This is a genomic window from Streptomyces sp. NPDC001153 (assembly GCF_053598315.1).
In genome coordinates this window covers 186,903-209,933 of sequence record NZ_JBSFJZ010000006.1, presented here as the reverse complement: position 1 = coordinate 209,933, position 23,031 = coordinate 186,903, and the positions used below count along the sequence as shown (strand labels likewise).

Here is a 23,031-nt window from a genome sequence, read left to right as displayed (position 1 = left end):
AATGTTACGAGGTGATCACGTCGTGGTTCATGTGTTCGCCGTCACAACCAGCGCATCCGTCACAGAGACGTTTGCACCGGAACCGGCGGGTGAACCCGGAGCGTACCGGCCCGCTACGAACAGGCGCGACGGCATGGCGTCCGGTTCTGCCGTCTCCTAGGCTCGTACACAGGGCACCCGTATGTTGCCCCTGCTGCTCACCAGGGACGTTCGTAGGAAGGGAGCCCACCATGGCCCATGACCCCACCGAGCCCGACACGATCGAGGATCTGGAGGCCGAGACGGCCCCGGAGATCGACGTCGAAGCCCCCGAGGTGGACGCCGCCGAGCAGCACACCGATGTCAGGCCCGACCGTGACGACCCCCTGACGGGCGTCCATGCGGACCGTGCGAACGAGGCCGATCTGATCGAACAGGCGCGTGTGGTTTCGCTCGACGAGGACGACTACCGCTGACCTCGCCGGACTCCCGCGGCCGTGCGCGGAGCCGGCTGCGGCTTTCGTCGCCGTCCGGTACGTGAAATTCTGCGCTCGCACCGCGCACACCACGGTTACCGAAAAGTACGATGGCCGCGCGGCCGACACCGCGATTTGGACGACTTTGGGAGGCGGCGTGACAGCCATCGAGCAAACTGAGGCAGCACGCCCGCGTGGCACTCGCCTGCCACGCCGAGCCCGACGGAACCAGCTGCTGGGCGCTGCCCAGGAGGTTTTCGTCGCGCAGGGGTACCACGCGGCGGCGATGGACGACATCGCCGAGCGGGCCGGCGTGAGCAAGCCGGTGCTCTACCAGCACTTTCCCGGCAAGCTCGACCTCTACCTCGCGCTGCTGGACCAGCACTGCGAGTCGTTGATCCAGTCCGTGCGCAACGCGCTGGCGTCGACGACCGACAACAAGCAGCGCGTCCGGGCGACCATGGACGCCTATTTCGCCTACGTCGAGGACGACGGTGGCGCCTTCCGGCTGGTCTTCGAGTCGGACCTGACGAACGAGCCCGCGGTCCGCGAGCGCGTCGACAAGGTCACCAACGACTGCGCCGAGGCGATCTGCGACGTCATCGCCGAGGACACGGGCCTGTCGCGCGCGGAGTCGATGCTGCTCGCCTCCGGACTCGGCGGTCTCGCCCAGGTGGTGGCCCGCTCCTGGCTGCACAGCGACCGCAGCGTGCCGCGCGACCAGGCGGTGCAGCTGCTGACCTCACTGGCCTGGCGGGGCATCGCCGGCTTCCCGCTGCACGGCACCGAACACCACTGACGGCCGTTTGTTCCCGCACGCTGTTCGCTGACGGCGTTCCGTCCCGCAGCGTGCGGGTCCCCTCACCGGACTAATGTGTGCTGGGTACGGCGCGGAAGATCGCGCACATCACTGACCGTCGGAGGGACATAGCCGTGGAGGTCAAGATCGGCGTGCAGTACGCGCCTCGCGAGATCGTTCTGGAGAGCGGCCAGAGCGTCGAGGAGGTCGAGCGCCTGGTGTCCGAGGCGCTGTCCGGCAAGACGCAGCTGCTGACCCTTGAGGACGAGAAGGGCCGCAAGGTCCTGGTGCCGACGGACCGCCTGGCGTACGTGGAGATCGGCGAGCCGACCGTGCGCAAGGTGGGGTTCGGCGCGCTGTAGGCCGACGTCGTGAGAAGGGCCCGGCGGCCGTGTGCCGCCGGGCCCTTTCGCATGGTGCGGCACCCGCGGCCTTCCGCTGGTGCCGCGCCCGCGGCCTTCCGCATGGTCCGGGCACACAGTTGGAGCACAACTCCTCCACAGCGGAGGATTGCACTCCGCAGGTCACGGGTATGACGGGCTACGACCGTTCAAGGCGGACCGGCCATGGGAGGGACCCCGACATGATCCTGGAAGCACTCGCATCCGCAGTGCTCGGTCTGGCCCTCGCCCTGATCGCGGCGTACCGCCTGCCCCACCGCCTGCCGGCCCGCCCGCTGGTCCTCTCGACAGGCATCGCCGGGGCCCTCTTCGGCGACTTCGTCACCCACACCGCCCTCGGCCCCGGCGGGGCCTGGCTGAGCCTCCTGGGCGCCGCGATCATCTCGGCGGCGTCCCTGTCCCTGCTCATCCGCCCGGCAGGCAGGTTGCGCCGATCAGCGACGGCGTAGCAACGGCGCCTTCACGGACGGGGCGAGCAGCAACACCCTGGGGGCGCGGGGAACTGCGCGACCAGCCCCCACGCACCCCGGCAGCCGCGAAACAACGGCACCCGCCCCCACGGAGCGCACCGGCTCTCAGGCCGCGAGGCCCAGCGCAGCCATCCGCTTGGTGTGCGCCTCGGTGATCCGCGAGAACATCCTCCCGACCTCCGCGAGGTCGAACCCGTCGGCAACCCCGCCCACGAGCATCGTGGACAGCGCGTCCCGGTCGGCGACCACCCGCTGGGACTGCGACAGCGCCTCGCCCATCAGCCGCCGCGCCCACAGCGCGAGCCGGCCGCCCACGCGCGGGTCGGCGTCGATGGCGGCCCGCACCTTCTCCACCGCGAACCCGGCGTGCCCGGTGTCGTCGAGGACGGCGAGGACGAGCTCACGCGTGTCCGAATCCAGACGGGCGGCGACCTCCCGGTAGAAGTCGCTCGCGATCGAGTCGCCGACGTACGCCTTGACCAGACCCTCCAGCCAGTCCGAGGGAGCGGTCTGCTTGTGGAAGCCGTCGAGCGCGGCGACGAACGGGTCCATGGCGGCCGTCGGCTCCTCGCCGATCTCGGTCAGCCGATCCCGCAGCCGCTCGAAGTGGTGGAACTCGGCCGAGGCCATCTTCGCCAGCTCCGCCTTGTCCGCGAGGGTCGGCGCGAGCTTCGCGTCCTCGGCGAGCCGCTCGAACGCCGCAAGCTCCCCGTACGCGAGCGCGCCGAGCAGGTCCACGACGGCGGCGCGGTACTGCGGGTCGACGGCGGCCTGCGCCCAGTCCTGGGCGGCGACACCGGTGGGCTCGGCGGAGGCGGCGGACGCGTTCTCAGGCTTGTCAGAGCTAGTCATGAGGCGCACAATAGCCCGCTTGCGTGGTGTCGGAAGGTCCTCGCCGATCAGTGTGACGACCATGACGTGACCAAATCGGCCATCGCATGTGCGCGAATCCGGGGTATGGTGGTAATGCGCCTGCAAGAGTGCGTCGACGGTGTTCGACGCCTCCCTACAGGCCGCACGCATGAGGATGCCCGGTCGGTGGCCCGATCGGCTCCGACCCGACAGCCCTCCCCGGCCGTACGGCTCAGTACGTACGACGACCGGAGGGACACCCTCAGCGGTACGAGCGCTAGAGCGTCGGCAGAGGTCCCGTGTCTTACGGCTTGCCTTAGTGGTTCGCCCGTACGGCAGCCGACGTCCCCGGCACGGTCGCACATGACCCCCCGCGCTCGCCTCGCGCCGCGCACACAGAAGAGGCATGATCCTGACTACGACGTTTCGAGAACTCGGAATTCTTCCCGAGACCGCCGAGGCCCTGGAGGCCGTCGGCATCATCACTCCCTTCCCCATCCAGGAGATGACGCTCCCCGTCGCCCTTTCCGGCACGGACGTCATCGGCCAGGCCAAGACCGGCACCGGCAAGACGCTGGGCTTCGGTCTTCCGCTCCTCGAGCGCGTCACCGTCCCCGCCGACGTCGAGGCCGGACGCGCCGCCCCCGAGGCCCTCACCGACGCCCCGCAGGCGCTCGTCGTCGTACCCACGCGCGAGCTGTGCACCCAGGTCACCAACGACCTGCTGACCGCGGGCAAGGTCCGTAACGTGCGCGTGGTCGCGATCTACGGCGGCCGGGCCTACGAGCCCCAGGTGGAGGCCCTGAAGAAGGGCGTCGACGTGGTCGTCGGCACCCCGGGCCGGCTGCTCGACCTCGCGGGCCAGAAGAAGCTCGACCTGAAGCACGTCAAGTGCCTGGTCCTCGACGAGGCCGACGAGATGCTCGACCTGGGCTTCCTGCCCGACGTCGAGAAGATCATCGACATGCTGCCGGTCAAGCGCCAGACCATGCTGTTCTCGGCGACCATGCCGGGCGCGGTCATCGGTCTCGCGCGCCGCTACATGTCCCGGCCCACGCACATCCGCGCCACCGCGCCGGACGACGAGGGCGCGACGGTCGCGAACATCAAGCAGTTCGTCTACCGCGCGCACAACATGGACAAGCCGGAGATGGTCGCCCGCATCCTGCAGGCCGAGGGCCGCGGACTGGCGATGATCTTCTGCCGCACCAAGCGCACGGCCGCCGACATCGCCGAGCAACTGCAGCGTCGCGGGTTCGCCTCCGGCGCGGTCCACGGCGACCTCGGGCAGGGCGCCCGCGAGCAGGCGCTGCGCGCCTTCCGCAACGGCAAGGTCGACGTCCTGGTCTGCACCGACGTCGCCGCGCGCGGCATCGACGTCGAGGGCGTGACCCACGTCATCAACTACCAGTCCCCCGAGGACGAGAAGACGTATCTGCACCGGGTCGGCCGTACGGGCCGCGCGGGCGCCAAGGGTACGGCGATCACGTTCGTCGACTGGGACGACATCCCGCGCTGGCAGCTGATCAACAAGGCGCTGGAGCTGGACTTCAACGACCCGGTGGAGACGTACTCGTCCTCCCCGCACCTGTTCTCCGACCTCGGCATCCCCGAGGGCACCAGGGGCACCCTGCCGCGCTCGGAGCGGACCCGTGCCGGTCTGGACGCGGAGGAGCTGGAGGACCTCGGTGAGACCGGCGGGCGTGGCGCGCGCGGCCGTGGCCGTGGTGGCCGGGGCGAGCGCGACGGCCGTCCCGGGTCCGGCACCGCCGAGCGCGAGCGTACGGACCGTACGGCGCGCCGTCGCCGCCGCACCCGTGGCGGAGCACTGGTCGACGGCGCCACGGACACCGGGGCCGCCGCGGTGGCGGCCGCCGAGCCGGGCGCCCTGGAGGCAGCCGGCGTGGAGGAGTCCGGCGCGCCCCGCACCCTGCGCCGCCGTCGCCGTACGCGCGGTGGGGCGTCGGCACAGCCGGTGACGGCCACCGAGGCCGCCGTCGAGTCGGTGGACACGGCGGAGGGCCCAGGCCGGCTGGAGACCCCGCAGGCTCCGGAGGCGGTTGAGAAGCCGCGCCGCCGCCGCACCCGCAAGCCGGCGGAGCCGGCTGCGACGGGGACGACGCCCGAGGCCACCGCATCGGAGGCGGAGCCGGCGCCTGTCGCCGCCGAGCCGCAGACCGAAGCCGCGCCCGTGGAGGCCCCGGAGGCGAAGCCGCGCCGCCGTACGCGCAAGACGGCCGAGTCCGCCGCCGAGACGGCCGTGGACACGGCCGAGGGCACGGAAGCCAAGCCGCGCCGCACGCGGAAGACGGCCGCCGCCGTCACCGAGGCTGCACCGGCGGACGCGGAGGCGGAAGCCAAGCCGCGTCGCACCCGCAAGAAGGCCGTCGCCGCACCGGAGACGACCGAGACCGCCGAGGCCGAGGCCAAGCCGCGCCGCACCCGCAAGACGGCCGCCGCCGCACCGCAGGCCGAGGCCGCGGTCGACACGGCCGAGGGCACGGAAGCCAAGCCCCGCCGCACCCGCAAGAAGGCCGTCGCCGCACCGGAGACGACCGAGGCCCCCGAAGCCGAGGCCAAGCCCCGCCGGACCCGCAAGACGGCCGCCGCCGTCACCGAGGCAGCACCGGCGGACGCGGAGGCGGAGCCCAAGCCGCGCCGCACCCGGAAGACGGCCGCCGCCGCACCGGAGACGACCGAGGCCCCCGAAGCCGAGGCCAAGCCCCGCCGGACCCGCAAGACGGCCGCTGCCGTCGTGGAGGCGGACGGGGACGCCGAGGTGGCCGCGCCCAAGGTCCGGCGGACCCGCAAGGCCGTCGCCAAGGCGGTCGCCGCCGAGATTCCGGCGCAGGCCACCGAGGAGCCGGAGGCCAAGCCGCGTCGCCGTACCCGTAAGGCCACGGCGGCCGTCGAGGGCTGATCCGGCACCGACCACCGACGGCCCGGTCCACCGATGTGGACCGGGCCGTCGTATGTGCCGGTCGCGCCCTCGCGGCGCAGGCGCAGGCGGGACGCAGCCCCGCGCCCCTTCGGGGCACTCCGATAACCTCTCCCCATGAGCAGGCCCGCCACCTTCGTCCCGCCTCCCGGTGCCCGTGCGTACGCGCTGCGGACCGCGCGCGGGCAATTCGCCGTTGTCGACGCTCCCGTGGCCGACGAGGCCGAGCCCCGAGGGGTGGCGCTGTTGCTGCCGGGGTTCACCGGGAGCAAGGAGGACTTCAATCCGCTGCACGTGCCGCTCGCGCAGCGCGGTTACCGGACCGTGGCCGTGGACGGGCGCGGGCAGTACGAGTCGGACGGGCCCGAGACCGACGAATCCCCTTATGCACAGCAGGAGTTGGCGCTGGACGTGCTGGCACAGGCCGAGGCGCTCGGGGAGCCGGTGCATCTGCTGGGACACTCCTTCGGCGGGCAGGTCGCACGCGCGGCCGTGCTGCTCGACCACGCGCCCTTCCGGTCGCTCACCCTCATGGCCTCCGGCCCGGCGCAGATCTCGGAATCCCAGCAGCAGCGCGTGAAGCTGCTGCGGGACGCGCTCGCGGTGATGACCATGGCCCAGGTGTGGGACGCGATGCGGGCGATGGAGACGCCCGAGGAGACCGAGACGGCGGTACTCGACGGCGGCCTCGACGACCGCGACGACCTGCAGCGCCGCTGGCTGGGCACCAAGCCCGCCCAACTCGTCGCCGCCGGACGTCAGTTGTGCACGGAGCCGGACCGGGTCGGGGAACTGGCGGCGCTGCCGCTGCCGTTCCACGTCCTGTCCGGCGCACAGGACGACACCTGGCCGCTGCCCCTGCTCGACGACATGGCGGTACGGCTCGGCGCACGGCGGACGGTGATCGAGAACGCCGAGCACTCCCCCAACACCGACCAGCCCCTCGCCACGGCCCGCGCGATCGCCGGCTTCTGGGACACCGCGGTCCGGCAGGGTTAGTACTGCGTCTGCAGATGCTCCCAGAAGCCGTCCCTCAGGGCGCGGCGCAGGTCGGCCTGGCCGCGCAGGGAGTACTGGAGCAGGCCCTCGGCCTCGACCAGCAGGTCCTGGTCGACGGAGCCGGGGAGGTAGGGATGGCCGGGGAGCAGTTCGACCAGGGACTCACGGCCCCGCTCGGCCAGCCACTTCGCGGCGATCCGGGCGCCGACGAAGCGGACGTTCTCACGGGTGGGGCGGGTGCCGGCGGTGGCGTCGTAGGCGGCGGCCGTGCGGCGGGAGACGTACGGCTTGAAGAACTCGAGGTCGAGGGTGCGCTGGCTGTCGACCTCCCACAGCAGCGGCTCGGCCTGGTTGCGGCCCTCGGGTGCCTCGATGCCCCAGAGGTGGACGCGGGCGCCGTAGCCCTGCGCCGCCTCGACCGCCGAGACCAGGTCCTCGTCGCCGCCGAGCAGGGCCGCGTCGCTGATCGCGCGGTGCCTCGCCAGTGACTCGAGGTCGCTGCGGATCAGGGAATCGACGCCCTTCTGCTGGTTGTTGGCGTTGAGGTTGCCCAGGCGGACCTTGACGTCGGGGAGTTCGGCGATGGACTGCTGCTCGGCGGTGTGGATGCGGCGGCGGGCGCCGTCGTACCAGTACACGCGCAGCAGTCGGCTGTCCGCGAAGACCTGGCGGGCCCGGTCGATGAGGGCGTCGATCAGGCCCTCGGCGTCGAGGTCGAAGGCCCGGCGGTCCTCGGTCCCGGCGACCAGCCGGCCCGCGGCCGCGTACAGATAGCCCGCGTCGACGAAGATCGCGTGGGTGGAGGGCGTCTTCGCCACCTCGGCGAGCATGCGTTCCAGCAGCTCGTTCGTGCGGTCGATGCGGGCGCCCAGGGCCGCCAGGTCGTCGTTCATCGCCTCCATTGTCCCGGTGGTCACGCTGCGAACACAACCGGCCCCGGCCGGTCCGGGCGACCTACTTACCGGTCAGTAATTAGACGTTCGAAAATTTTCTTTAGCGTAGGGAATGTTTGTAACAAGCGGCGCGTTGACTCCCTGTGAACGCCGGATACGGATCCGGCGCATCAAGTAGTTCTCCGCAGGAGGATGACCAGACGAAGGGAGAAGCCTGTGCGCTTCGAGATCATGCGACTCGACGAGGTCGACGGCACCACCGTGGACAGCACCGTCGTGGACGCCGCCTCCGTCAACCGGATCGTTCAGCAGGCCGCCGCCATCGGACAGCGCCTGTGGATCCGCCCGGCCGAGGCCCAGGCCTCGTAACGCTCACGCGCTGCGCGCCACTCAAGCTTTCCGGGGGAGCCGAGCCGACGAGGGCTCAGCTCCCCCGGATCACCTGAGTGATCCCGTTGATGATCTGCTGTACGGCGATCGCGGAGAGCATCATGCCCGCGAGCCGCGTCACCAGCACGACACCGCCGTCCTTGATGACCCGGATGATCAGCAGCGAGTAGCGCATCACCAGCCACAGCACGACATGGATCGCGAGGATCGCGGTCCACACCGACACCTGCGTGGCCACGCTGCCGGCCTTCTGCACGGCCAGGATCACGGACACGATCGCACCGGGCCCGGCCAGCAGCGGCATGCCGAGCGGTACGAGCGCCACGTTCACGTCCTTGGTCTGCTTCGGCTCGTCGGTCTTGCCGGTGAGCAGGTCCAGCGCGATCAGCAGAAGCAGCAGACCGCCCGCGATCATCAGCGCGGGGACGGAGACGTGCAGGTAGTCGAGGATCTGGTGGCCCAGGACACCGAAGGTGGCGATGACCCCGCCGGCCACGCAGACGGCCTGGAAGGCCATCCGCTTCTGCACCTTGGCCGGACGCCCGGCGGTCAGGGCGAGGAAGATCGGGGTGATCCCGGGGGGATCCATGATGACAAAAAGGGTCAGGAACAGAGAGCCGAAGACGGCGACGTCGAACATGGGGAAGTACTGGCCTTGCTGGAAAAGGGTGGAATGGGGGCGCGTGAGGGCCGTCGGCGGCCTCAGACTCCGCCGGTGCCCGGCACCGGGAACGCGCCGGTCGCCCGCCGCGTGATCTCCCCGTACACCTCGGGGTCCGTCGTGTACGCGCCCAGTGACACGGTCTTGCGGCTGCCGTGGTAGTCCGAGGAGCCGGTGACCAGCAGATCCAGGTCCTTCGCCAGGCCCCGCAGCCGGTCGCGCGCGTCGGCGTCGTGGTCCATGTGGTCGACCTCGATGCCGTCCAGACCGGCCTCGGCCATCTCGGCGATCCGCGCCTCGGGGACCGTACGACCGCGCTTGGCGGCGGCCGGGTGCGCGAACACACAGACCCCGCCCGCGTTCTTGACCAGCCGGATCGCCTCGAAGGGGTCCGTCTCGTGCTTCTCCACGAAGGCCCGGCCGCCGTCGGCCAGCCACTCCTCGGTGAACGCGTCGCTCACCGTCGGCACGACACCCAGCTCGACCAGCGCCGTCGCGACATGCGGGCGCCCCACGGACCCGCCGGCCGCGATCCGCTCGACCTGTTCCCAGGTGACCGGCACGCCCAGCGCGTCCAGCTTGGCGATCATGCCCTTGGCCCGCGGCACCCGGTCGTCCCGCACCAGTTCGCGCTCGGCGAGCAGGGCGGGCTCCACGGGGTCGAAGAGGTAGGCCAGCATGTGCATCGAGATGCCGTCGACACGGCAGGACAGCTCGGCCCCGGTGACCAGGGTCAGCCCCTCGGGCAGCGCGGCGATCGCCTCGGCGTACCCCCGGGTGGTGTCGTGATCGGTCAGCGCGACGACGTCCAGGCCGGCAGCGGCGGCATTGCGCACCAGCTCGGCCGGGGTGTCCGTACCGTCAGAGGCCGTGGAGTGACAGTGCAGATCGATGCGCACGGTGACTCCAGACGGGGACGGCTACGGAAGGGGACACCTAAGGATAGCGGGGTTTTGAAGCCCGGCTGTCACACCCGCAACCTGGAAGCACCCCCTACTGAACCCACCCAAGGGGCACGGGAAACTGCGCGAGCAACCACGAAGCACCTGCACCCGCCGACGCACAGAACCCCCCACCCCAGTGGGCGCTACGGCCGGAGCAAGCGCGGCGACAACGCTCCGAAGGGCACCAGATCCAGCTCCGCCCCCGCATCCCGCAGATCCGTCAGCACCAGCTCGTCGTACATCAGCAGGCCCGCCTGCTCGGGCCACATCACCGCCCACAGCCACATACCGAGGGCCTCGCCGGCGAAGACGGCCCGGTCGTCGGGGGTGCGGTAGACGTGCCAGAGCGGGGTCGGGCGACCGACGGCCAGCACCTTGGCCTGGGGCGGCTTCTCGACGTTCATGTACGACCCCGGGTCCGGGCCGTCGATGCCCGCGTACCGCGCACCGAGGCCGACGCCGAGCTCCTCGGCGACCAGGATGAGTTCGGCCGGGCCGCCGAGCGGGCCGGGTCCGGAACAGGCGACGGCGGTCGCGCGGCCCCCGCTGCGGTCGTCACCCGCGTAGGCCGCGCCCGTGAAGAGCCAGCCGACGGGGAGCGGCCAGGGCATCCACAACGGGACGTGCGTGCGGTGCACGATGGCACCGAGGGCTTCGACACTGGGCGGGATCACGGGCTGCAGCGGATACACCGTGCCGTGCACATCGCACTGCCACGCATCGGCGAAGAGACCGGGCGCCCTGACCCGGCCACCGCACCTCGGGCAACTGGGTTCGCCCCTCATAGGGCTCCACGGTCCTACCCCTGCCCGCCCACGTCAAGGACGATCACCCGTCCGGCAAACTCGATGTCACCTACATTGATCAGCTGCGCCGCCGAGGACGGCGTCACCGTCCTTGCCAACTGACGGGCCCCCGCCCTGCGTTGGTGAGATCGGTCACGTCCGGATCAGTCGAGCGGGACGGACCTGCGGGCGGGATCCCTCAGGTCCGTCCCGCGCGCGAGCCACCGCTCCTGGAGGGCCTGGGCGCCGTGCACCCGCTTCCAGGCCGCCTCGTTCGGGGTCATCGGCAGCAGCGGCAGGAACCGCACGGGCTCCATCGGGTCGTCCAGCTCCAGGTCCTCGACCAGGCCGCCGGGCTCACCCACCAGGAACGAGGTGAAAGGGGCACCGGGCCACAGCGGCTCACCGACGTCCAGGGAGGCCCCCGGGGTCACGATCAGACCCTCCACCTGCGGGGACGCGGCCAGCACGGCGAGCGGCCGGAGCACCTTGTCGGTGTCGGCGAGGCCCGCGCGCACGGAGAGGACCAGCTCGGCGCGGGGGCCCTTGACCGGGTCGGCGAGCATCGCGGTGGGGTCGGTCATGGGGTGGGCGGACATGCCGAGGGTCGCGTACCGCAGGACGTCCCCCTCCTGGAACCGGAGCACCTCGATGCGGTCCGTGCCGAGGAAGGTGACGGCGGCGCGCGCGTCCGGTTCGCCCAGGGCGGTGGTCAACCGCGCCTCGACCAGAGGAAGAACATCAACCATGACGCGAGCATAGAACTCGTCAGCAGCGGGCAAAGCGGCGCCTTGACACATCGGGCGGCTGCTACGCTGAGCCGGTGGTTCGGGGCAGCACGCAGAAGCGTCGCTATCGAGTCCCGACGCCGATGAGACTCCCTTACGAGGGACCGGCAGGAGGAGGTGGGGCTGTCATGGATCGAAGTCGACCGTGCAGTACCACTCGCTCTTCCGCCCGTTGATGTAGTCACTGGCTGGTTTCCGGCTGCTCTACGCCTTCCCGTGCACGTCGCCCTTCGGAAGAGCACTTCGTCTCGCTTTGCCCTGATCGTCTGATCACCCGATCTGTCTGATCGAATCAGTTCTGCATCAGTAGCGAAGTCGCCACCGCGACGGTGCGGTGCTCCCCGCTTTGTGGACGTGCCAAACATCCTTCCCCTGCCTCGAGGGCGGGGAGACCCCTTGTCAGGACGTCCCCATTCCGGGTAGTTCCACCCGTCGTCGGCGGTCTTTCGTTGCCTGTCGCGAAGGAGCCTGCCCATGTCGATGATCCGCGACCTGCGCGCCGTGGTCCGTCCGTCCCGCGTCTCGCTGCGCAAGCCCACGAGCGCGTCGAGCGTGTCGTACGACACCACCCGTGACCCCGCCACCCCGTCGGCCGTGGTCGACTGCGCCGTCTACCGCGACGGCGTGCGCGTGCGCAGCGACAAGCCGCTCAGCCCGCACGAGGCGATGCGGCTGGTGCGGCGCGACGGCGGCTTCGTGTGGATCGGGCTGCACGAGCCGACCGAGGCCGAATTCGCCGGTATCGCGAGCGAGTTCGGGCTGCACCCGCTGGCCGTGGAGGACGCGGTGCAGGCGCACCAGCGGCCCAAGCTGGAGCGGTACGACGACTCGCTGTTCACCGTCTTCAAGACGATCCACTACGTCGAGCACGACCGGCTCACCGCCACCAGCGAGGTCGTGGAGACCGGCGAGGTCATGTGCTTCACCGGCCGGGACTTCTTCATCACCGTCCGGCACGGCGGCCAGGGATCGCTGCGGGCGCTGCGCCACCGGCTGCAGGACGACCCGGAGCTGCTGGCCAAGGGCCCCTCGGCCGTGCTGCACGCGATCGCCGACCATGTGGTGGACGGCTACATCGCGGTCGCCGACGCCGTGCAGGACGACATCGACGAGGTGGAGACGGAGGTCTTCTCGCCGGGCCGCAAGGGCGGGGTCTCCCGTGGTGTGGACTCGGCGCGGATCTACCAACTCAAGCGTGAGGTACTGGAGTTCAAGCGCGCGGTGGCTCCCCTGCTGCGCCCGATGCAGCTGCTGAGCGAGCGGCCGATGCGGCTGGTCGACCCGGACATCCAGAAGTACTTCCGGGACGTCGCCGACCACCTCGCCCGGGTCCAGGAGCAGGTGCTGAGCTTCGACGAACTCCTCAACTCCATCCTCCAGGCCAACCTCGCCCAGGCGTCCGTCGCGCAGAACGAGGACATGCGCAAGATCACGGCCTGGGCCGCGATCATCGCCGTACCGACGATGGTGACCGGCGTGTACGGGATGAACTTCGACCACATGCCCGAGCTGCACTGGAAGTACGGCTACCCGCTGGTCCTGGGCGTCACCATCGCCATGTGTGTGGGCATCCACCGGGTGCTCAAGCGCAACGGCTGGCTGTGAGCGGGCACTGGATAGGCTGGGCGCCATGACAAGCGAGCTGCTCGACCGGGCCCTCATCGAGGAGGCCTCGAAGAAGTCCGGCCTCATCTGGGTCAGGGGCGCCGGGGCCTCCGCCGCGCGTGCGCTGTGGCACGTGTGGCACGAGGGCGCGGTGTGCCTGGTCGGCGACGGGCCCGGCGAGCAGCCGCTGGAGGGGCTGGTCGACGGGGGCACCGCCGAGGTGACCGTGCGCAGCAAGGACAAGGGCGGGCGGCTGGTGACCTTCCCGGCGGCCGTGTCCGAGCTGCCCTCCGGCTCCGAGGAGTGGGAGGCGGCCGTCGCCGAGCTGAAGGGCAAGCGCCTGAACGCCCCCGACGGCGAACAGATGCCGGCCCGCTGGGCCCGCGAGTGCCGGGTGCTGCGCCTGACTCCGGCCGGGTCCCCGGCGCCGTTGCCGGACGGCAGCCTGGCCGAGCGGCCGGTCGCGACTCCGGCGACCACGCGGCGACCGGTGCCGGCGGGCCTGCCGAAGCTTCTCGTCAAGCGCCGGAAGAGGCGGTAGCGCCGGGGGCCGAAAGGCCGAGCAGGGTTCGGCACCTCCCCCACCGCCTCAAAGGCGTGAGGGACCCCTGGATGCGCCGCCGTGGCCGGGCGCCGCTAGGACGCCGGCAGCTGCTGCCCGTAATCCACCGTGTCGGACTGGGCGGGCTCGGCGACGGCGAAGTCCTTGCCCCAGTCGGAAAAGCTGAGCGTCCCCGCCCCGCCGCCACGGACCAGGCGGAGGGGATACGGCGTGCCCTCCAGGGAGACGTCGAGGCTGCCGCCGGAGCCCTTGTCGCCGGTGATGCGGATGGTGCGGGTACCCGCGTCGTCGTGGTGGCCGTCGGTCGCCAGTGGGCCGTGCAGTGCGAGCAGCCCCTCGAGGAGGACGTCCTTGTCCGTGAAGCCGCTGAACTTCCTGTACGCGGGGTCGTCCTGCGGCACCTTGACGTACTTGCCGTTCAACGCGGCGGCCGCGCCGTCTCCGCCGGCGCCGCCCTTGCCGCCGGCCTGGTTCCAGAAGTCCGCGTCGGCCTTCAGATACAGCTGCTTCCCGACCCGCAGCAGCTTGAAGGTCGCCCCCTTCGCGGTCACCGACCCGGTCCCGCCGTCGGCCTTCAGCCGCATGTCCAGCCGGTACGTCCGGCCGCTGGTGACGACGGTGCCGGACAGCCGTACCGCCGGTGCCCCCTGGGCGGCCGCGCGGGTCTTCGCCTGGATCGTGTCGGCGGGCAGCCTGCCCACGCCGTTCGTCCCCGCGTCCGGATCCTCGCTGCCGCACCCGCTCAGCACCGCCGTCCCCGTCAGGGCGCATACGCAGATCGAGGTGACCAGCGCGGCCCGGCGGGTACGGCCCTGGGGAATCGCAGTCACAGGTGGGGTCGCCTTTCTGACGGTTCCTGAGCGGTGGACCGCAGCGTACCGGTGCCTCGCCCGCGCGGCGGAGCGAGTCCGTCCGGACCCCCCACCAGGGCGTATCCGACCGGTACGGGCTAGCCTGAAGCGCACCCGAGCGGGCAATTCCGAGCAATTCACAAAGAAAGCGGAACACCCCGGAGAGGGGCGATTCCCAGGCCACGTCAGCAGAGGAAGCAGAGCCATGGCAGCCGGCGCCCCCCGGATCTTCGTCTCGCACCTCGCCGGGGTCCCCGTCTTCGATCCGAACGGCGACCAGGTGGGCCGCGTGCGCGACCTGGTCGTGATGCTGCGCGTGGGCCGCAAGCCCCCGCGCCTCCTGGGGCTGGTCGTCGAACTGGTCACCCGGCGCCGTATCTTCCTGCCCATGACCCGGGTCACCGGCGTCGAGTCCGGGCAGGTCATCACCACCGGCGTGATGAACGTCCGGCGCTTCGAGCAGCGGCCCACCGAGCGGCTGGTCTTCGGCGAGCTGCTGGACCGGAGGGTGACGCTGGCGGAGACCCGCGAGGAGGTCACCGTCCTCGACCTGTCCGTGCAGCAGCTGCCGGCCCGCCGCGACTGGGAGGTCGACCGCGTCTTCGTGCGCAAGGGCAGGAAGGCGAGCGCCTTCCGGCGCGCCAAGGGCGAGACGCTGACCGTCGAGTGGTCGGCCGTCACCGGCTTCTCCCTGGAGGAGCACGGACAGGGCGCCGAGAGCCTGCTCGCCACCTTCGAGCAGCTGCGCCCCGCCGACCTCGCCAACGTCCTGCACCACCTCTCCGCCAAGCGGCGCGCCGAGGTCGCCGCCGCCCTGGACGACGACCGGCTGGCCGACGTGCTCGAGGAGCTGCCGGAGGACGACCAGATCGAGATCCTCGGCAAGCTGCAGGAGGAGCGCGCGGCGGACGTCCTGGAGGCCATGGACCCCGACGACGCGGCGGACCTGCTCGGCGAGCTGCCCGAGGAGGACAAGGAGCGGCTGCTGAGCCTGATGCAGCCGAGCGACGCGGCCGACATGCGCCGCCTGATGTCGTACGAGGAGCACACGGCCGGCGGTCTGATGACCACCGAGCCGATCGTGCTGCGCCCGGACGCCACGGTCGCCGACGCGCTCGCCCGGGTCCGCAACGCCGACCTCTCCCCCGCGCTCGCCGCCCAGGTCTACGTCTGCCGCCCGCCGGACGAGACCCCGACGGGCAAGTACCTGGGCACGGTGCACTTCCAGCGGCTGCTGCGCGAGCCGCCCTACTCCCTGGTCAGCTCCCTCGTCGACACCGACCTGCAGCCGCTCGCCCCGGACGCGGCGCTGCGCGTCATCGCCGGGTTCTTCGCCACGTACGACATGGTCGCCGCGCCCGTGGTGGACGAGTCCGGGTCGCTGCTCGGCGCGGTCACCGTGGACGACGTGCTGGACCACATGCTGCCGGAGGACTGGCGGGAGACCGAGTTCCACCTGAACGACGAGAACGAGGGGGTGGGGACCCATGGCTCCTGAGCGCGAGCGCGACACCGCGACCCGCGAGCGCACCCCGGCGGGCGCCACCGCCGCCACCCGGCCGCGCACGCCCCGCCTGGACCAGCCGCGCCCGCCGCGCCGCCGGGTGCTGCCCGAGTGGGACCCGGAGGCCTTCGGCCGGCTGTCGGAGCGGATCGCCCGCTTCCTGGGCACGGGACGCTTCATCGTCTGGATGACGGTCGTCATCTTCGTGTGGCTGACGTGGAACATCACCGCGCCCAGCCACCTGCGGTTCGACCCGTACCCGTTCATCTTCCTGACGCTGGTGCTGTCCCTCCAGGCCTCCTACGCGGCCCCGCTGATCCTGCTCGCGCAGAACCGGCAGGACGACCGCGACCGCGTCAACCTGGAGCAGGACCGCAAGCAGAACGAGCGGTCCATCGCCGACACCGAGTACCTGACCCGGGAGATCGCCGCGCTGCGCATGGGCCTGGGCGAGGTCGCGACCCGCGACTGGATCCGCTCGGAGTTGCAGGACGTGGTCAAGGAGCTGGAGGACAGGCGCCGGCACGACGGGCACCCCGGGCATGTCGTATTCCCGGCGGAACGGTCAGATCGGTCTCCCGGACGTGACACAGACGACCGCTGAGGGGCATCCCGGACGCCCCTCGGCGCGCCGTACCATCGTCCTTATGGCTACGGAAGACGCGGTGCGCGAGGCACTGGCGACGGTGAACGACCCCGAGATCAACCGACCCATCACCGAACTGGGGATGGTCAAATCGGTGGAGATCGGGGATGACGGCGCGGTCGCCGTCACCGTGTACCTGACGGTCTCCGGCTGTCCCATGCGCGAGACGATCACCCAGCGCGTCACCGAGGCGGTCTCCCGGGTCGAGGGCGTCACCCGCGTCGACGTCACCCTCGACGTGATGAGCGACGAGCAGCGCAGGGAGCTGGCGGCGGCCCTGCGCGGCGGCCAGGCCGAGCGTGAGGTCCCCTTCGCCAAGCCGGGCAATCTCACCCGTGTCTACGCGGTCGCCTCCGGCAAGGGCGGCGTCGGCAAGTCCTCGGTGACGGTGAACCTGGCGGCCGCCATGGCCGCCGACGGCCTGAAGGTGGGCGTCGTCGACGCCGACATCTACGGCCACAGCGTGCCGCGCATGCTGGGCGCGGACGGCCGTCCCACCCAGGTCGAGAACATGATCATGCCGCCGTCGGCGAACGGCGTGAAGGTCATCTCCATCGGCATGTTCACCCCGGGCAACGCGCCCGTCGTCTGGCGCGGCCCGATGCTGCACAGGGCGCTCCAGCAGTTCCTGGCGGACGTGTACTGGGGCGACCTGGACGTCCTGCTCCTGGACCTGCCCCCCGGCACCGGCGACATCGCCATCTCCGTCGCCCAGCTGATCCCGAACGCCGAGATCCTGGTGGTGACGACCCCGCAGCAGGCGGCGGCCGAGGTCGCCGAGCGCGCCGGCTCCATCGCGGTCCAGACCCACCAGAAGATCGTCGGCGTGGTCGAGAACATGTCCGGTCTGCCCTGCCCGCACTGCGGCGAGATGGTCGACGTCTTCGGCACGGGCGGCGGCCAGGTGGTCGCCGACGGCCTCACCCGCACCACGGGTACGACGGTCCCGGTGCTCGGCAACATCCCGATCGACGTCCGCCTCCGCGAGGGCGGCGACGAGGGCAAGCCGGTGGTCCTGACCGACCCGGACTCCCCGGCGGGCTCGGCCCTGCGGGCGATCGCGGGGAAGCTCGGCGGCCGGCAGCGGGGTCTGTCGGGCCTGTCGCTGGGGATCACACCGCGGAACAAGTTCTGAGGACTCGTCGAAGAGCCTGCTGAAGGCCTTGACGACGAAGGGGCGCCGACATCGGTCGGCGCCCCTTCGTCGACTGCGTGCGCGGATGTCACGCGTAGGCGGCAACGTCCTTCACCACGGCGAACCCGAGACCGTACGCGCTCATGCCCCGCCCGTACGCCCCCAAGTGCACCCCCGCCTCAGTAGTACCGGCGAGCACCCATCCGAACTCGGACTCCCGGTAGTGGAAGGAGGCGGCGACCCCGTCCACCGGAAGGGAGAGCCGACTCCACTCCGGCCCCTCCAGATCGTCGGCCAGAGCCCACGCCGTCTCGGTCTGCTGCTCCAGCCAGTCGTCCCGCAGGCTGTGGTCCATCTGCCCGGGCCACGTGAACGACAGCAGCCCCACCCCGGCCAGCCACGCCGCCGAGGAGACCGACGTGGCCTCCAGCAGCCCCGTACCGTCGGCGCTCCTCCGGGACGGCTGCGCGGCGACGGTGACGACCACCGCGAACTTCTCCCGCGGCTCACCGGCGGAGCCGGCCTCGCCGCGCACGGAGGGCTCGTCGCCGTGCCCGATCGACCCGTGCTCGACGGCACCGTCGGCCGCCGTCCCCACCTGCATCAGCCAGCGCGGCCCGGTGAACGCCTCGTCGAGGCCGTACCAGGGGAAGGATGCCTGCAGATAACCGTCGACCGTGCGCCGGGCGGAGGGGAGCTGCTGCGCACCCTCCGCGGCCGGCGCCTGCGCGCCCACCCGACTCGTCGTCTCCATCTGCCCGGACGCCTCCTCGCTCTCGTCGGACCGGCGGTGGCCCGCCCCCCTTCGGGCGTACTCGTCCGGTCCGCACAACAACTCGGCAGCATATCCACACCGGTGAGAGGCTCAGGGCAGGCGCTGGATGCGTGGGTCGCGCGAACGGCCTGTTCAGGCCGTGTGCGACGGGGGCGTGCTATGAAACGCGTCACGTGCGCGGCATGCGCCCGTGTGCGCGTGTCGGCGCCGGAGGATGCGCCCGGGTGGCGTCCGCTACGTGGCGTCCGCTAGGTGGCGTCCGCGTCGAAGGGCGGCCGCTCGTCCTTGGCGAGCTCCTCCGGCTTCTTGGTCATGTCGATACGGCCCGAGGCGGCCGAACCCGGAGAAGACGCGGACGACGGGACGGCTTCGCTGTCCCGCCCGTTGACGGCGTCCGTGACCTCGGCCATCTCCTTCTTCAGGTCGAACCCGTTGCGGATCTCCTTCAGGCCCAGCTCGTCGCCGTCCAGCTGCTTGCGGATGAACGTCTTCGGGTTGAGGTCCTCGAACTCGAAGTCCTTGAACTCCGGACCCAGTTCGTTGCGGATGTCCTGCTTGGCACTCTCCGAGAACTCGCGGATCTTCCGGATCGTGCGCGTGACGTCCTGGATGACCTTCGGGAGCTTGTCCGGACCGAAGACGAGCACCGCGAGCACGATGATCGTCAGCAGCTCCAGTGGCCCTATGTCATTGAACACCTGACGCTCCTTGCGATGTCCTCGGTCGCTCAACGGTACCCGGCGTTGCTGTCCGGCCGGTACCGTCCCGAGGTGAGACTTGTGTCAGTTCTGCTCCGCCGCGCCCAGTCGGAGCGGGACCTCCCGGTCCGTGCCGTCGCGTCGGACCGTCAGCCGCAGCTGGTCACCGGGCCGGTGGGCGCGGATCTTGACGATCAGTTCCTCGGCGGTGTGCACGGGCTGCCCGTCGACCTCGGTGATGACGTCGCCGGCCTTGAGACCGGCCTGTTCACCGGGGCCGCCCTTGCTCACGGCGGGGCCGCCGCCCGCGCTCCTGCTGTCGATACGGGCGCCGTCGCCGGTGTACGCCATGTCGAGCGTGACGCCGATCACGGGGTGGGTCGCATGGCCGTCGCTGATCAGCTCCTCGGCGACACGCCTGGCCTGGTTCACGGGGATGGCGAAACCGAGACCGATGGAACCGGCCTGGCCGCTGTCCGAGTCGGAGCCGCCGTCGGCGGAACGGATGGCGGAGTTGATGCCGATGACCTGGGCCCGGGAGTCGAGGAGCGGGCCACCGGAGTTGCCCGGATTGATGGGGGCGTCGGTCTGCAGCGCATCGACATACGAGACGTCACTGCCGTCGCCCTTCTCTCCTCCGGCCGTGATGGGCCGCTCCTTGGCGCTGATGATGCCGGAGGTGACGGTGTTGGCGAGGTCGAAGGGGGCGCCGATGGCGACGACGGGGTCACCGACGCGGACGTCGTCGGAGTTGCCGAGGGGCAGCGGGGTGAGCCCGGTCAGGCCGTGGACCTGGACGACGGCGAGGTCGTAGCCGCTGTCGTGGCCGACCACCTCGGCCTTGACGGTGTCGCCGCTGCTGAACGTCACGGATATGGCGCCGCTTGATCCGGCCGGCGCGACGACGTGGTTGTTGGTGAGGATGTGCCCCTGGGTGTCGAGCACGAAGCCGGTGCCGGTGTCGCTCTGCTCGGTCCCGGTGACGTGCAGGGTGACGACACTGGGCAGCGCGCGGGCGGCTATCCCCGCCACGCTGTCCGGCGCCCGCCCGGCGGGCACGTGCCCCGCCTGCGGCAGGTGGACGTCGTCGCCCAGCCCGTGGCGCTCGACCCAGGCACCGGCCACCCCGCCGATACCCGCGGAGACGACGGCGACCACGAGGGTCCACACGACCAACAGCCTCTTCCCCCGCCGCTTGCGCTGCGTGTCCGTCAGCACCCCCACACCGCTCTGCTGCAACGCCCCCTGCCCCCATACCTGCTCCTTGGGGGACCCCACAGCCCAGGGGTCATAACGCAGAGCCGCCTCCCCTCCCGAGGGGGGCGGCGCCGGGGCACCCGCGGGGGCGCCGGGGGCCGGAGGACCGGCAGCCGGAGCGCCGGGCTCGGGCGCCTCGGGTGCCGGGACGGGAGTGGTGCCGCCGGGTACGGGTGTCCCGGCTCCTGGTGTGGGCGGGCCGGGTTCGAACGCCGGAGCCCCCGGTGCCGTGCTCAGGGGTGGCGTGGGCGGAGCCGTAGGGGGCGGCACGGGTGTTCCCTGGGCCGCGGTGACCGCCGGGTGCTGTACGGGCGGTGCGGGCGCCCAGGGGCCCGGCTCGCCGTACGGCGGGGTGCTGTAGGGGTCGGGGTCGTGCAACGGCTTCGGCCGCTCGCCGGGAGCCGCCCAGGCGCCTTCCCCGGGCTGCTCGACCGACACGTCGGCCCCGGTGGCCTCATCCGCCTCGGCACCTGCCGTCGCCCCCGGCACCGGCTTGGCCAGCTCGAAATCCCCGTCGGCCCCGGCCGACCCGATGCCACCCGGCGTCCGACGCTGCCCGGCGCTCTCCCGCTCCGCGGTGTCGGTCCGGTCGGTCGGTGTCGCCCCCGCCGTACCCTCCGGGTCGTCCTCCGGTGGGACACGGTTCCCCTCGTTCATGCTCTCCCCACGGCTGGCCGCGGCCGCACGCTTCGGCGGCGGCCGCGGAACGTCGACTACGCCCCCGGGTCATCGCCGCGGGAACGGCCCTCACCGGATTCAACCAGGTTCACGGGCCGTGGCGTAGTGGCCGGTCGGGGGCAGATCAGGGGGTCCGGTCGGGTGCGGAGGGGGATGGCGTGGCGGCGGGGGTGGCGCCAGGCGCGGGGGCGGACAGCAGGCCGGAGCCGTTCACTCCGGGAACGGCGGACCAGGCGTTGAGCGGGTACACCACCGTGTCGTCGAGCGGACGTATCAGCGGGGAGACCGCGGCCGCACCGGCCATCACCGGCGCGGCCAGTCCGCTCGTGGTGGCGTCGCCCTGGGTCCGACCGGTGGCGGGGGTCGGCAGTCCGGGCACCAGCGGCGCGGTCATCGAGGTGGGGACGGCCGGCATCGGTCCGAACTGTGTACCGCCCTGGGCGAACAACGGCCCCAACGAGCGGCGGCGCTGGCCGTCCGGCGTGGCCGCCCCCGAGCCCGCCCCGGTGCCCGCCGAACGCGCCGGGATCACGTTGTTGCCGGTGCCGGAGCCGCCGCGGCCGTCCGCGGTGGTGTCACCGGGGATGGCGGTGGTCACGCCGCCGAGGGCGACCGCGGCCAGCGACACCGCACCGGCGGCGGCGAACGCGAACCGCAGACCGCGCGAGGCGGAGCGGCCGTCGTCCGGTCGGCCGACGGGATGGATACGGAAGCCGCGCTCCTCGGCGGCCGGGACAGGGCTGTCCGGATGCGCGGGGCCGTGCGGGCGGGCGGGGACGTAACCGAACGCGAAGCGGTCGCCGCGCCTCACTCCGAAGACCCCGAAGACGCCGGAGACGCCCGACGCCCCGGGGAGTTCGTCGCCCCCCGAGCCGCGGCCGAAGAGTCCCCCGGGCGGCGACATTCCGTCGCCGTCCAGGTCACCTCCTCCGGGGAGGCCCTGCAGGCGGGCCAGGAGGCTCGCCGAGGGAGGCGGCGGGGCCGCCTCCGCGAACACGTTCTTCAGCCGGCGCTGGGCGTCCGCCTCCGCCTTGCACCGGGCACAGGTGGCCAGGTGCGCGAGGACCCGCTCACGCGACTCATGACCGAGCTCTCCGTCCACCAGGGCGGAGAGCCGGTCTCCCAGGTGCTGCTCTGCGAGGTGTGCCTCCGCAGGTTTGGGCCGGGATCCACTCACGCGGTCGCGCCCCCTCCCCCCAGAGCGGGGACACGGGTCAGGAAGGAGCGCCGCTCGGCCGCCCGGGCCTCCGGGGAACGGTGCGCGAGGGCCTTGCGGAGCTGGGAGCGACCACGGTGGATACGGGAGCGGACCGTGCCGAGCTTGACGCCGAGGGTCGCGGCGATCTCCTCGTACGACAGTCCCTCGATGTCGCACAGGACGACGGCGGCGCGGAACTCGGGCGCGAGGGTGTCCAGGGCCTGCTGGACGTCGGCGTCGAAGTGCGCGTCGTTGAAGAGCTGCTGCGGGGTGGGCTCGCGGCTGGCCAGGCGCTCGGCCGCGTCGTCGCCGAGGGCGTCGAAGCGGATGCGCTGCTTGCGCCGGACCATGTCCAGGAAGAGGTTGGTCGTGATGCGGTGCAGCCAGCCCTCGAAGGTGCCCGGCGAGTACGTGGACAGGGAACGGAAGACGCGGACGAAGACCTCCTGGGTGAGGTCCTCGGCGTCGTGCTGATTGCCGGTCAGACGGTAGGCCAGCCGGTAGACCCGGCCGCTGTGCGTGCTGACGATCTCCTCCCACGTGGGCGGAGTCCACGCCTGCCCGTCCGCGTCGGTGGAGAAGGTCGCGGTCTGGGCCTCGCCTGCGGCGAAACCGGCGTGGTGGTCAGCAGCGGTGTCGGTCACGGATTTCGGCCTGCCCGCCGACCCGAGGAAGCGCCGCAGCACTCCACCCCGGTCTCCGGGCGCAGCCGCACCTCCCCTGTCAGCTCTGGTGGTGTCCAGTGGA

24 protein-coding genes and 1 pseudogene are annotated in these 23,031 nt (G+C 71.7%); 12 read left to right on the top strand and 13 right to left on the bottom strand.

The annotated features are described in order from the left end of the window. Positions 1 to 230 precede the first annotated feature (230 nt). The 4 genes from ACWDEN_RS09260 to ACWDEN_RS09245 all read left to right on the top strand — a co-directional run bounded on the left by ACWDEN_RS09260 (position 231) and on the right by ACWDEN_RS09245 (position 2,104). On the top strand, positions 231 to 455 hold the full coding sequence (locus ACWDEN_RS09260) for a hypothetical protein (protein ID WP_351608370.1): 225 nt from the start codon (positions 231 to 233) through the stop codon (positions 453 to 455). Between the two features lie 157 nt (positions 456 to 612). Continuing rightward, positions 613 to 1,254 (top strand): TetR/AcrR family transcriptional regulator, encoded by a 642-nt coding sequence (locus ACWDEN_RS09255; protein ID WP_132853227.1) that lies wholly within the window; start codon positions 613 to 615, stop codon positions 1,252 to 1,254. Between the two features lie 134 nt (positions 1,255 to 1,388). Beyond that, complete coding sequence (locus ACWDEN_RS09250) at positions 1,389 to 1,616, top strand: DUF3107 domain-containing protein (protein ID WP_351608368.1); 228 nt, start codon at positions 1,389 to 1,391, stop codon at positions 1,614 to 1,616. A gap of 221 nt (positions 1,617 to 1,837) precedes the next feature. Then, the gene (locus ACWDEN_RS09245; RefSeq protein ID WP_450858189.1) at positions 1,838 to 2,104 is read left to right on the top strand and encodes a hypothetical protein; all 267 of its coding nucleotides are present in this window, start codon (positions 1,838 to 1,840) and stop codon (positions 2,102 to 2,104) included. 126 nt (positions 2,105 to 2,230) lie between these two features. Here ACWDEN_RS09245 and ACWDEN_RS09240 read toward each other — a convergent pair whose 3' ends face one another. Then, a complete protein-coding gene (locus ACWDEN_RS09240; RefSeq protein ID WP_450858187.1) occupies positions 2,231 to 2,977 on the bottom strand; it encodes a ferritin-like fold-containing protein in 747 nt (248 codons plus the stop codon). 406 nt (positions 2,978 to 3,383) lie between these two features. Between ACWDEN_RS09240 and ACWDEN_RS09235 the strand changes: the two are divergent. Next, positions 3,384 to 4,385 (top strand): annotated as a pseudogene (locus tag ACWDEN_RS09235) (DEAD/DEAH box helicase); the annotation flags it as partial. Here ACWDEN_RS09235 and ACWDEN_RS09230 read toward each other — a convergent pair. Further along, complete coding sequence (locus ACWDEN_RS09230) at positions 4,382 to 6,034, bottom strand: AbfB domain-containing protein (RefSeq protein ID WP_450858262.1); 1,653 nt, start codon at positions 6,032 to 6,034, stop codon at positions 4,382 to 4,384. The pseudogene ACWDEN_RS09235 and the gene ACWDEN_RS09230 sit on opposite strands and share 4 nt — an antisense overlap. On the opposite strand from ACWDEN_RS09230, the gene ACWDEN_RS09225 reads away from it, so the two are divergent. Further along, positions 6,033 to 6,914, top strand: a complete 882-nt coding sequence (locus ACWDEN_RS09225) for an alpha/beta fold hydrolase (RefSeq protein ID WP_450858185.1) — start codon at positions 6,033 to 6,035, stop codon at positions 6,912 to 6,914. The genes ACWDEN_RS09230 and ACWDEN_RS09225 overlap by 2 nt on opposite strands. Here ACWDEN_RS09225 and ACWDEN_RS09220 read toward each other — a convergent pair. Then, on the bottom strand, positions 6,911 to 7,807 hold the full coding sequence (locus tag ACWDEN_RS09220) for an NYN domain-containing protein (protein WP_351608357.1): 897 nt from the start codon (positions 7,805 to 7,807) through the stop codon (positions 6,911 to 6,913). The two genes, ACWDEN_RS09225 and ACWDEN_RS09220, sit on opposite strands and share 4 nt — an antisense overlap. Positions 7,808 to 8,023: 216 nt before the next feature. Between ACWDEN_RS09220 and ACWDEN_RS09215 the strand changes: the two genes are divergently transcribed. After that, the gene (locus tag ACWDEN_RS09215; RefSeq protein ID WP_351608354.1) at positions 8,024 to 8,176 is read left to right on the top strand and encodes a hypothetical protein; all 153 of its coding nucleotides are present in this window, start codon (positions 8,024 to 8,026) and stop codon (positions 8,174 to 8,176) included. A 55-nt stretch (positions 8,177 to 8,231) separates the two neighbouring features. Here ACWDEN_RS09215 and ACWDEN_RS09210 read toward each other — a convergent pair whose 3' ends face one another. The 4 genes from ACWDEN_RS09210 to ACWDEN_RS09195 all read right to left on the bottom strand — a co-directional run bounded on the left by ACWDEN_RS09210 (position 8,232) and on the right by ACWDEN_RS09195 (position 11,336). Further along, the gene (locus ACWDEN_RS09210) at positions 8,232 to 8,837 is read right to left on the bottom strand and encodes a MarC family protein (protein ID WP_351608351.1); all 606 of its coding nucleotides are present in this window, start codon (positions 8,835 to 8,837) and stop codon (positions 8,232 to 8,234) included. 62 nt (positions 8,838 to 8,899) lie between these two features. After that, complete coding sequence (locus tag ACWDEN_RS09205) at positions 8,900 to 9,757, bottom strand: PHP domain-containing protein (protein WP_450858183.1); 858 nt, start codon at positions 9,755 to 9,757, stop codon at positions 8,900 to 8,902. A 188-nt stretch (positions 9,758 to 9,945) separates the two neighbouring features. After that, entirely contained in the window at positions 9,946 to 10,587 is a 642-nt protein-coding gene (locus tag ACWDEN_RS09200) for a DUF6758 family protein (protein ID WP_351608347.1), read from the bottom strand. A gap of 164 nt (positions 10,588 to 10,751) precedes the next feature. Continuing rightward, positions 10,752 to 11,336, bottom strand: a complete 585-nt coding sequence (locus tag ACWDEN_RS09195; RefSeq protein ID WP_351608346.1) for a suppressor of fused domain protein — start codon at positions 11,334 to 11,336, stop codon at positions 10,752 to 10,754. 513 nt (positions 11,337 to 11,849) lie between these two features. Between ACWDEN_RS09195 and ACWDEN_RS09190 the strand changes: the two genes are divergently transcribed. Together ACWDEN_RS09190 and ACWDEN_RS09185 are read left to right on the top strand one after the other, a co-directional pair. Next, positions 11,850 to 12,980: a magnesium and cobalt transport protein CorA gene (locus ACWDEN_RS09190; protein ID WP_351608344.1), complete on the top strand. Its 1,131-nt coding sequence runs from the start codon at positions 11,850 to 11,852 to the stop codon at positions 12,978 to 12,980. Positions 12,981 to 13,005: 25 nt separating this feature from the next. Beyond that, positions 13,006 to 13,521, top strand: a complete 516-nt coding sequence (locus ACWDEN_RS09185) for a hypothetical protein (RefSeq protein WP_351608341.1) — start codon at positions 13,006 to 13,008, stop codon at positions 13,519 to 13,521. A gap of 95 nt (positions 13,522 to 13,616) precedes the next feature. Here the strand turns inward: ACWDEN_RS09185 and ACWDEN_RS09180 are convergent, their stop codons facing one another. Continuing rightward, on the bottom strand, positions 13,617 to 14,372 hold the full coding sequence (locus ACWDEN_RS09180) for a hypothetical protein (RefSeq protein WP_351608338.1): 756 nt from the start codon (positions 14,370 to 14,372) through the stop codon (positions 13,617 to 13,619). 226 nt (positions 14,373 to 14,598) lie between these two features. Between ACWDEN_RS09180 and ACWDEN_RS09175 the strand changes: the two genes are divergently transcribed. The 3 genes from ACWDEN_RS09175 to ACWDEN_RS09165 are packed head-to-tail and all read left to right on the top strand — an operon-like array spanning position 14,599 to position 17,678. Continuing rightward, a complete protein-coding gene (locus ACWDEN_RS09175; RefSeq protein ID WP_351608336.1) occupies positions 14,599 to 15,891 on the top strand; it encodes a magnesium transporter MgtE N-terminal domain-containing protein in 1,293 nt (430 codons plus the stop codon). Further along, positions 15,881 to 16,501, top strand: a complete 621-nt coding sequence (locus ACWDEN_RS09170) for a DUF1003 domain-containing protein (RefSeq protein ID WP_351608333.1) — start codon at positions 15,881 to 15,883, stop codon at positions 16,499 to 16,501. The genes ACWDEN_RS09175 and ACWDEN_RS09170 overlap by 11 nt, the downstream gene beginning before the upstream one ends. A 43-nt stretch (positions 16,502 to 16,544) precedes the next feature. Beyond that, entirely contained in the window at positions 16,545 to 17,678 is a 1,134-nt protein-coding gene (locus ACWDEN_RS09165; protein ID WP_351608332.1) for an Mrp/NBP35 family ATP-binding protein, read from the top strand. Between the two features lie 88 nt (positions 17,679 to 17,766). Here the strand turns inward: ACWDEN_RS09165 and ACWDEN_RS09160 are convergent, their stop codons facing one another. The 5 genes from ACWDEN_RS09160 to sigE form a co-directional block, all read right to left on the bottom strand. Then, positions 17,767 to 18,432, bottom strand: a complete 666-nt coding sequence (locus ACWDEN_RS09160; RefSeq protein WP_351608329.1) for a hypothetical protein — start codon at positions 18,430 to 18,432, stop codon at positions 17,767 to 17,769. A 269-nt stretch (positions 18,433 to 18,701) separates the two neighbouring features. Next, complete coding sequence (locus ACWDEN_RS09155) at positions 18,702 to 19,151, bottom strand: sec-independent translocase (protein WP_450858178.1); 450 nt, start codon at positions 19,149 to 19,151, stop codon at positions 18,702 to 18,704. Positions 19,152 to 19,235: 84 nt separating this feature from the next. After that, on the bottom strand, positions 19,236 to 21,065 hold the full coding sequence (locus ACWDEN_RS09150) for a trypsin-like peptidase domain-containing protein (protein ID WP_450858176.1): 1,830 nt from the start codon (positions 21,063 to 21,065) through the stop codon (positions 19,236 to 19,238). Between the two features lie 145 nt (positions 21,066 to 21,210). Continuing rightward, complete coding sequence (locus ACWDEN_RS09145; protein ID WP_351608325.1) at positions 21,211 to 22,263, bottom strand: zf-HC2 domain-containing protein; 1,053 nt, start codon at positions 22,261 to 22,263, stop codon at positions 21,211 to 21,213. Continuing rightward, positions 22,260 to 22,970, bottom strand: coding sequence for an RNA polymerase sigma factor SigE (gene sigE, locus ACWDEN_RS09140; protein ID WP_351608322.1), 711 nt, complete (start codon positions 22,968 to 22,970; stop codon positions 22,260 to 22,262). The genes ACWDEN_RS09145 and sigE overlap by 4 nt, the downstream gene beginning before the upstream one ends. Between the last annotated feature and the right edge of the window lie 61 nt (positions 22,971 to 23,031).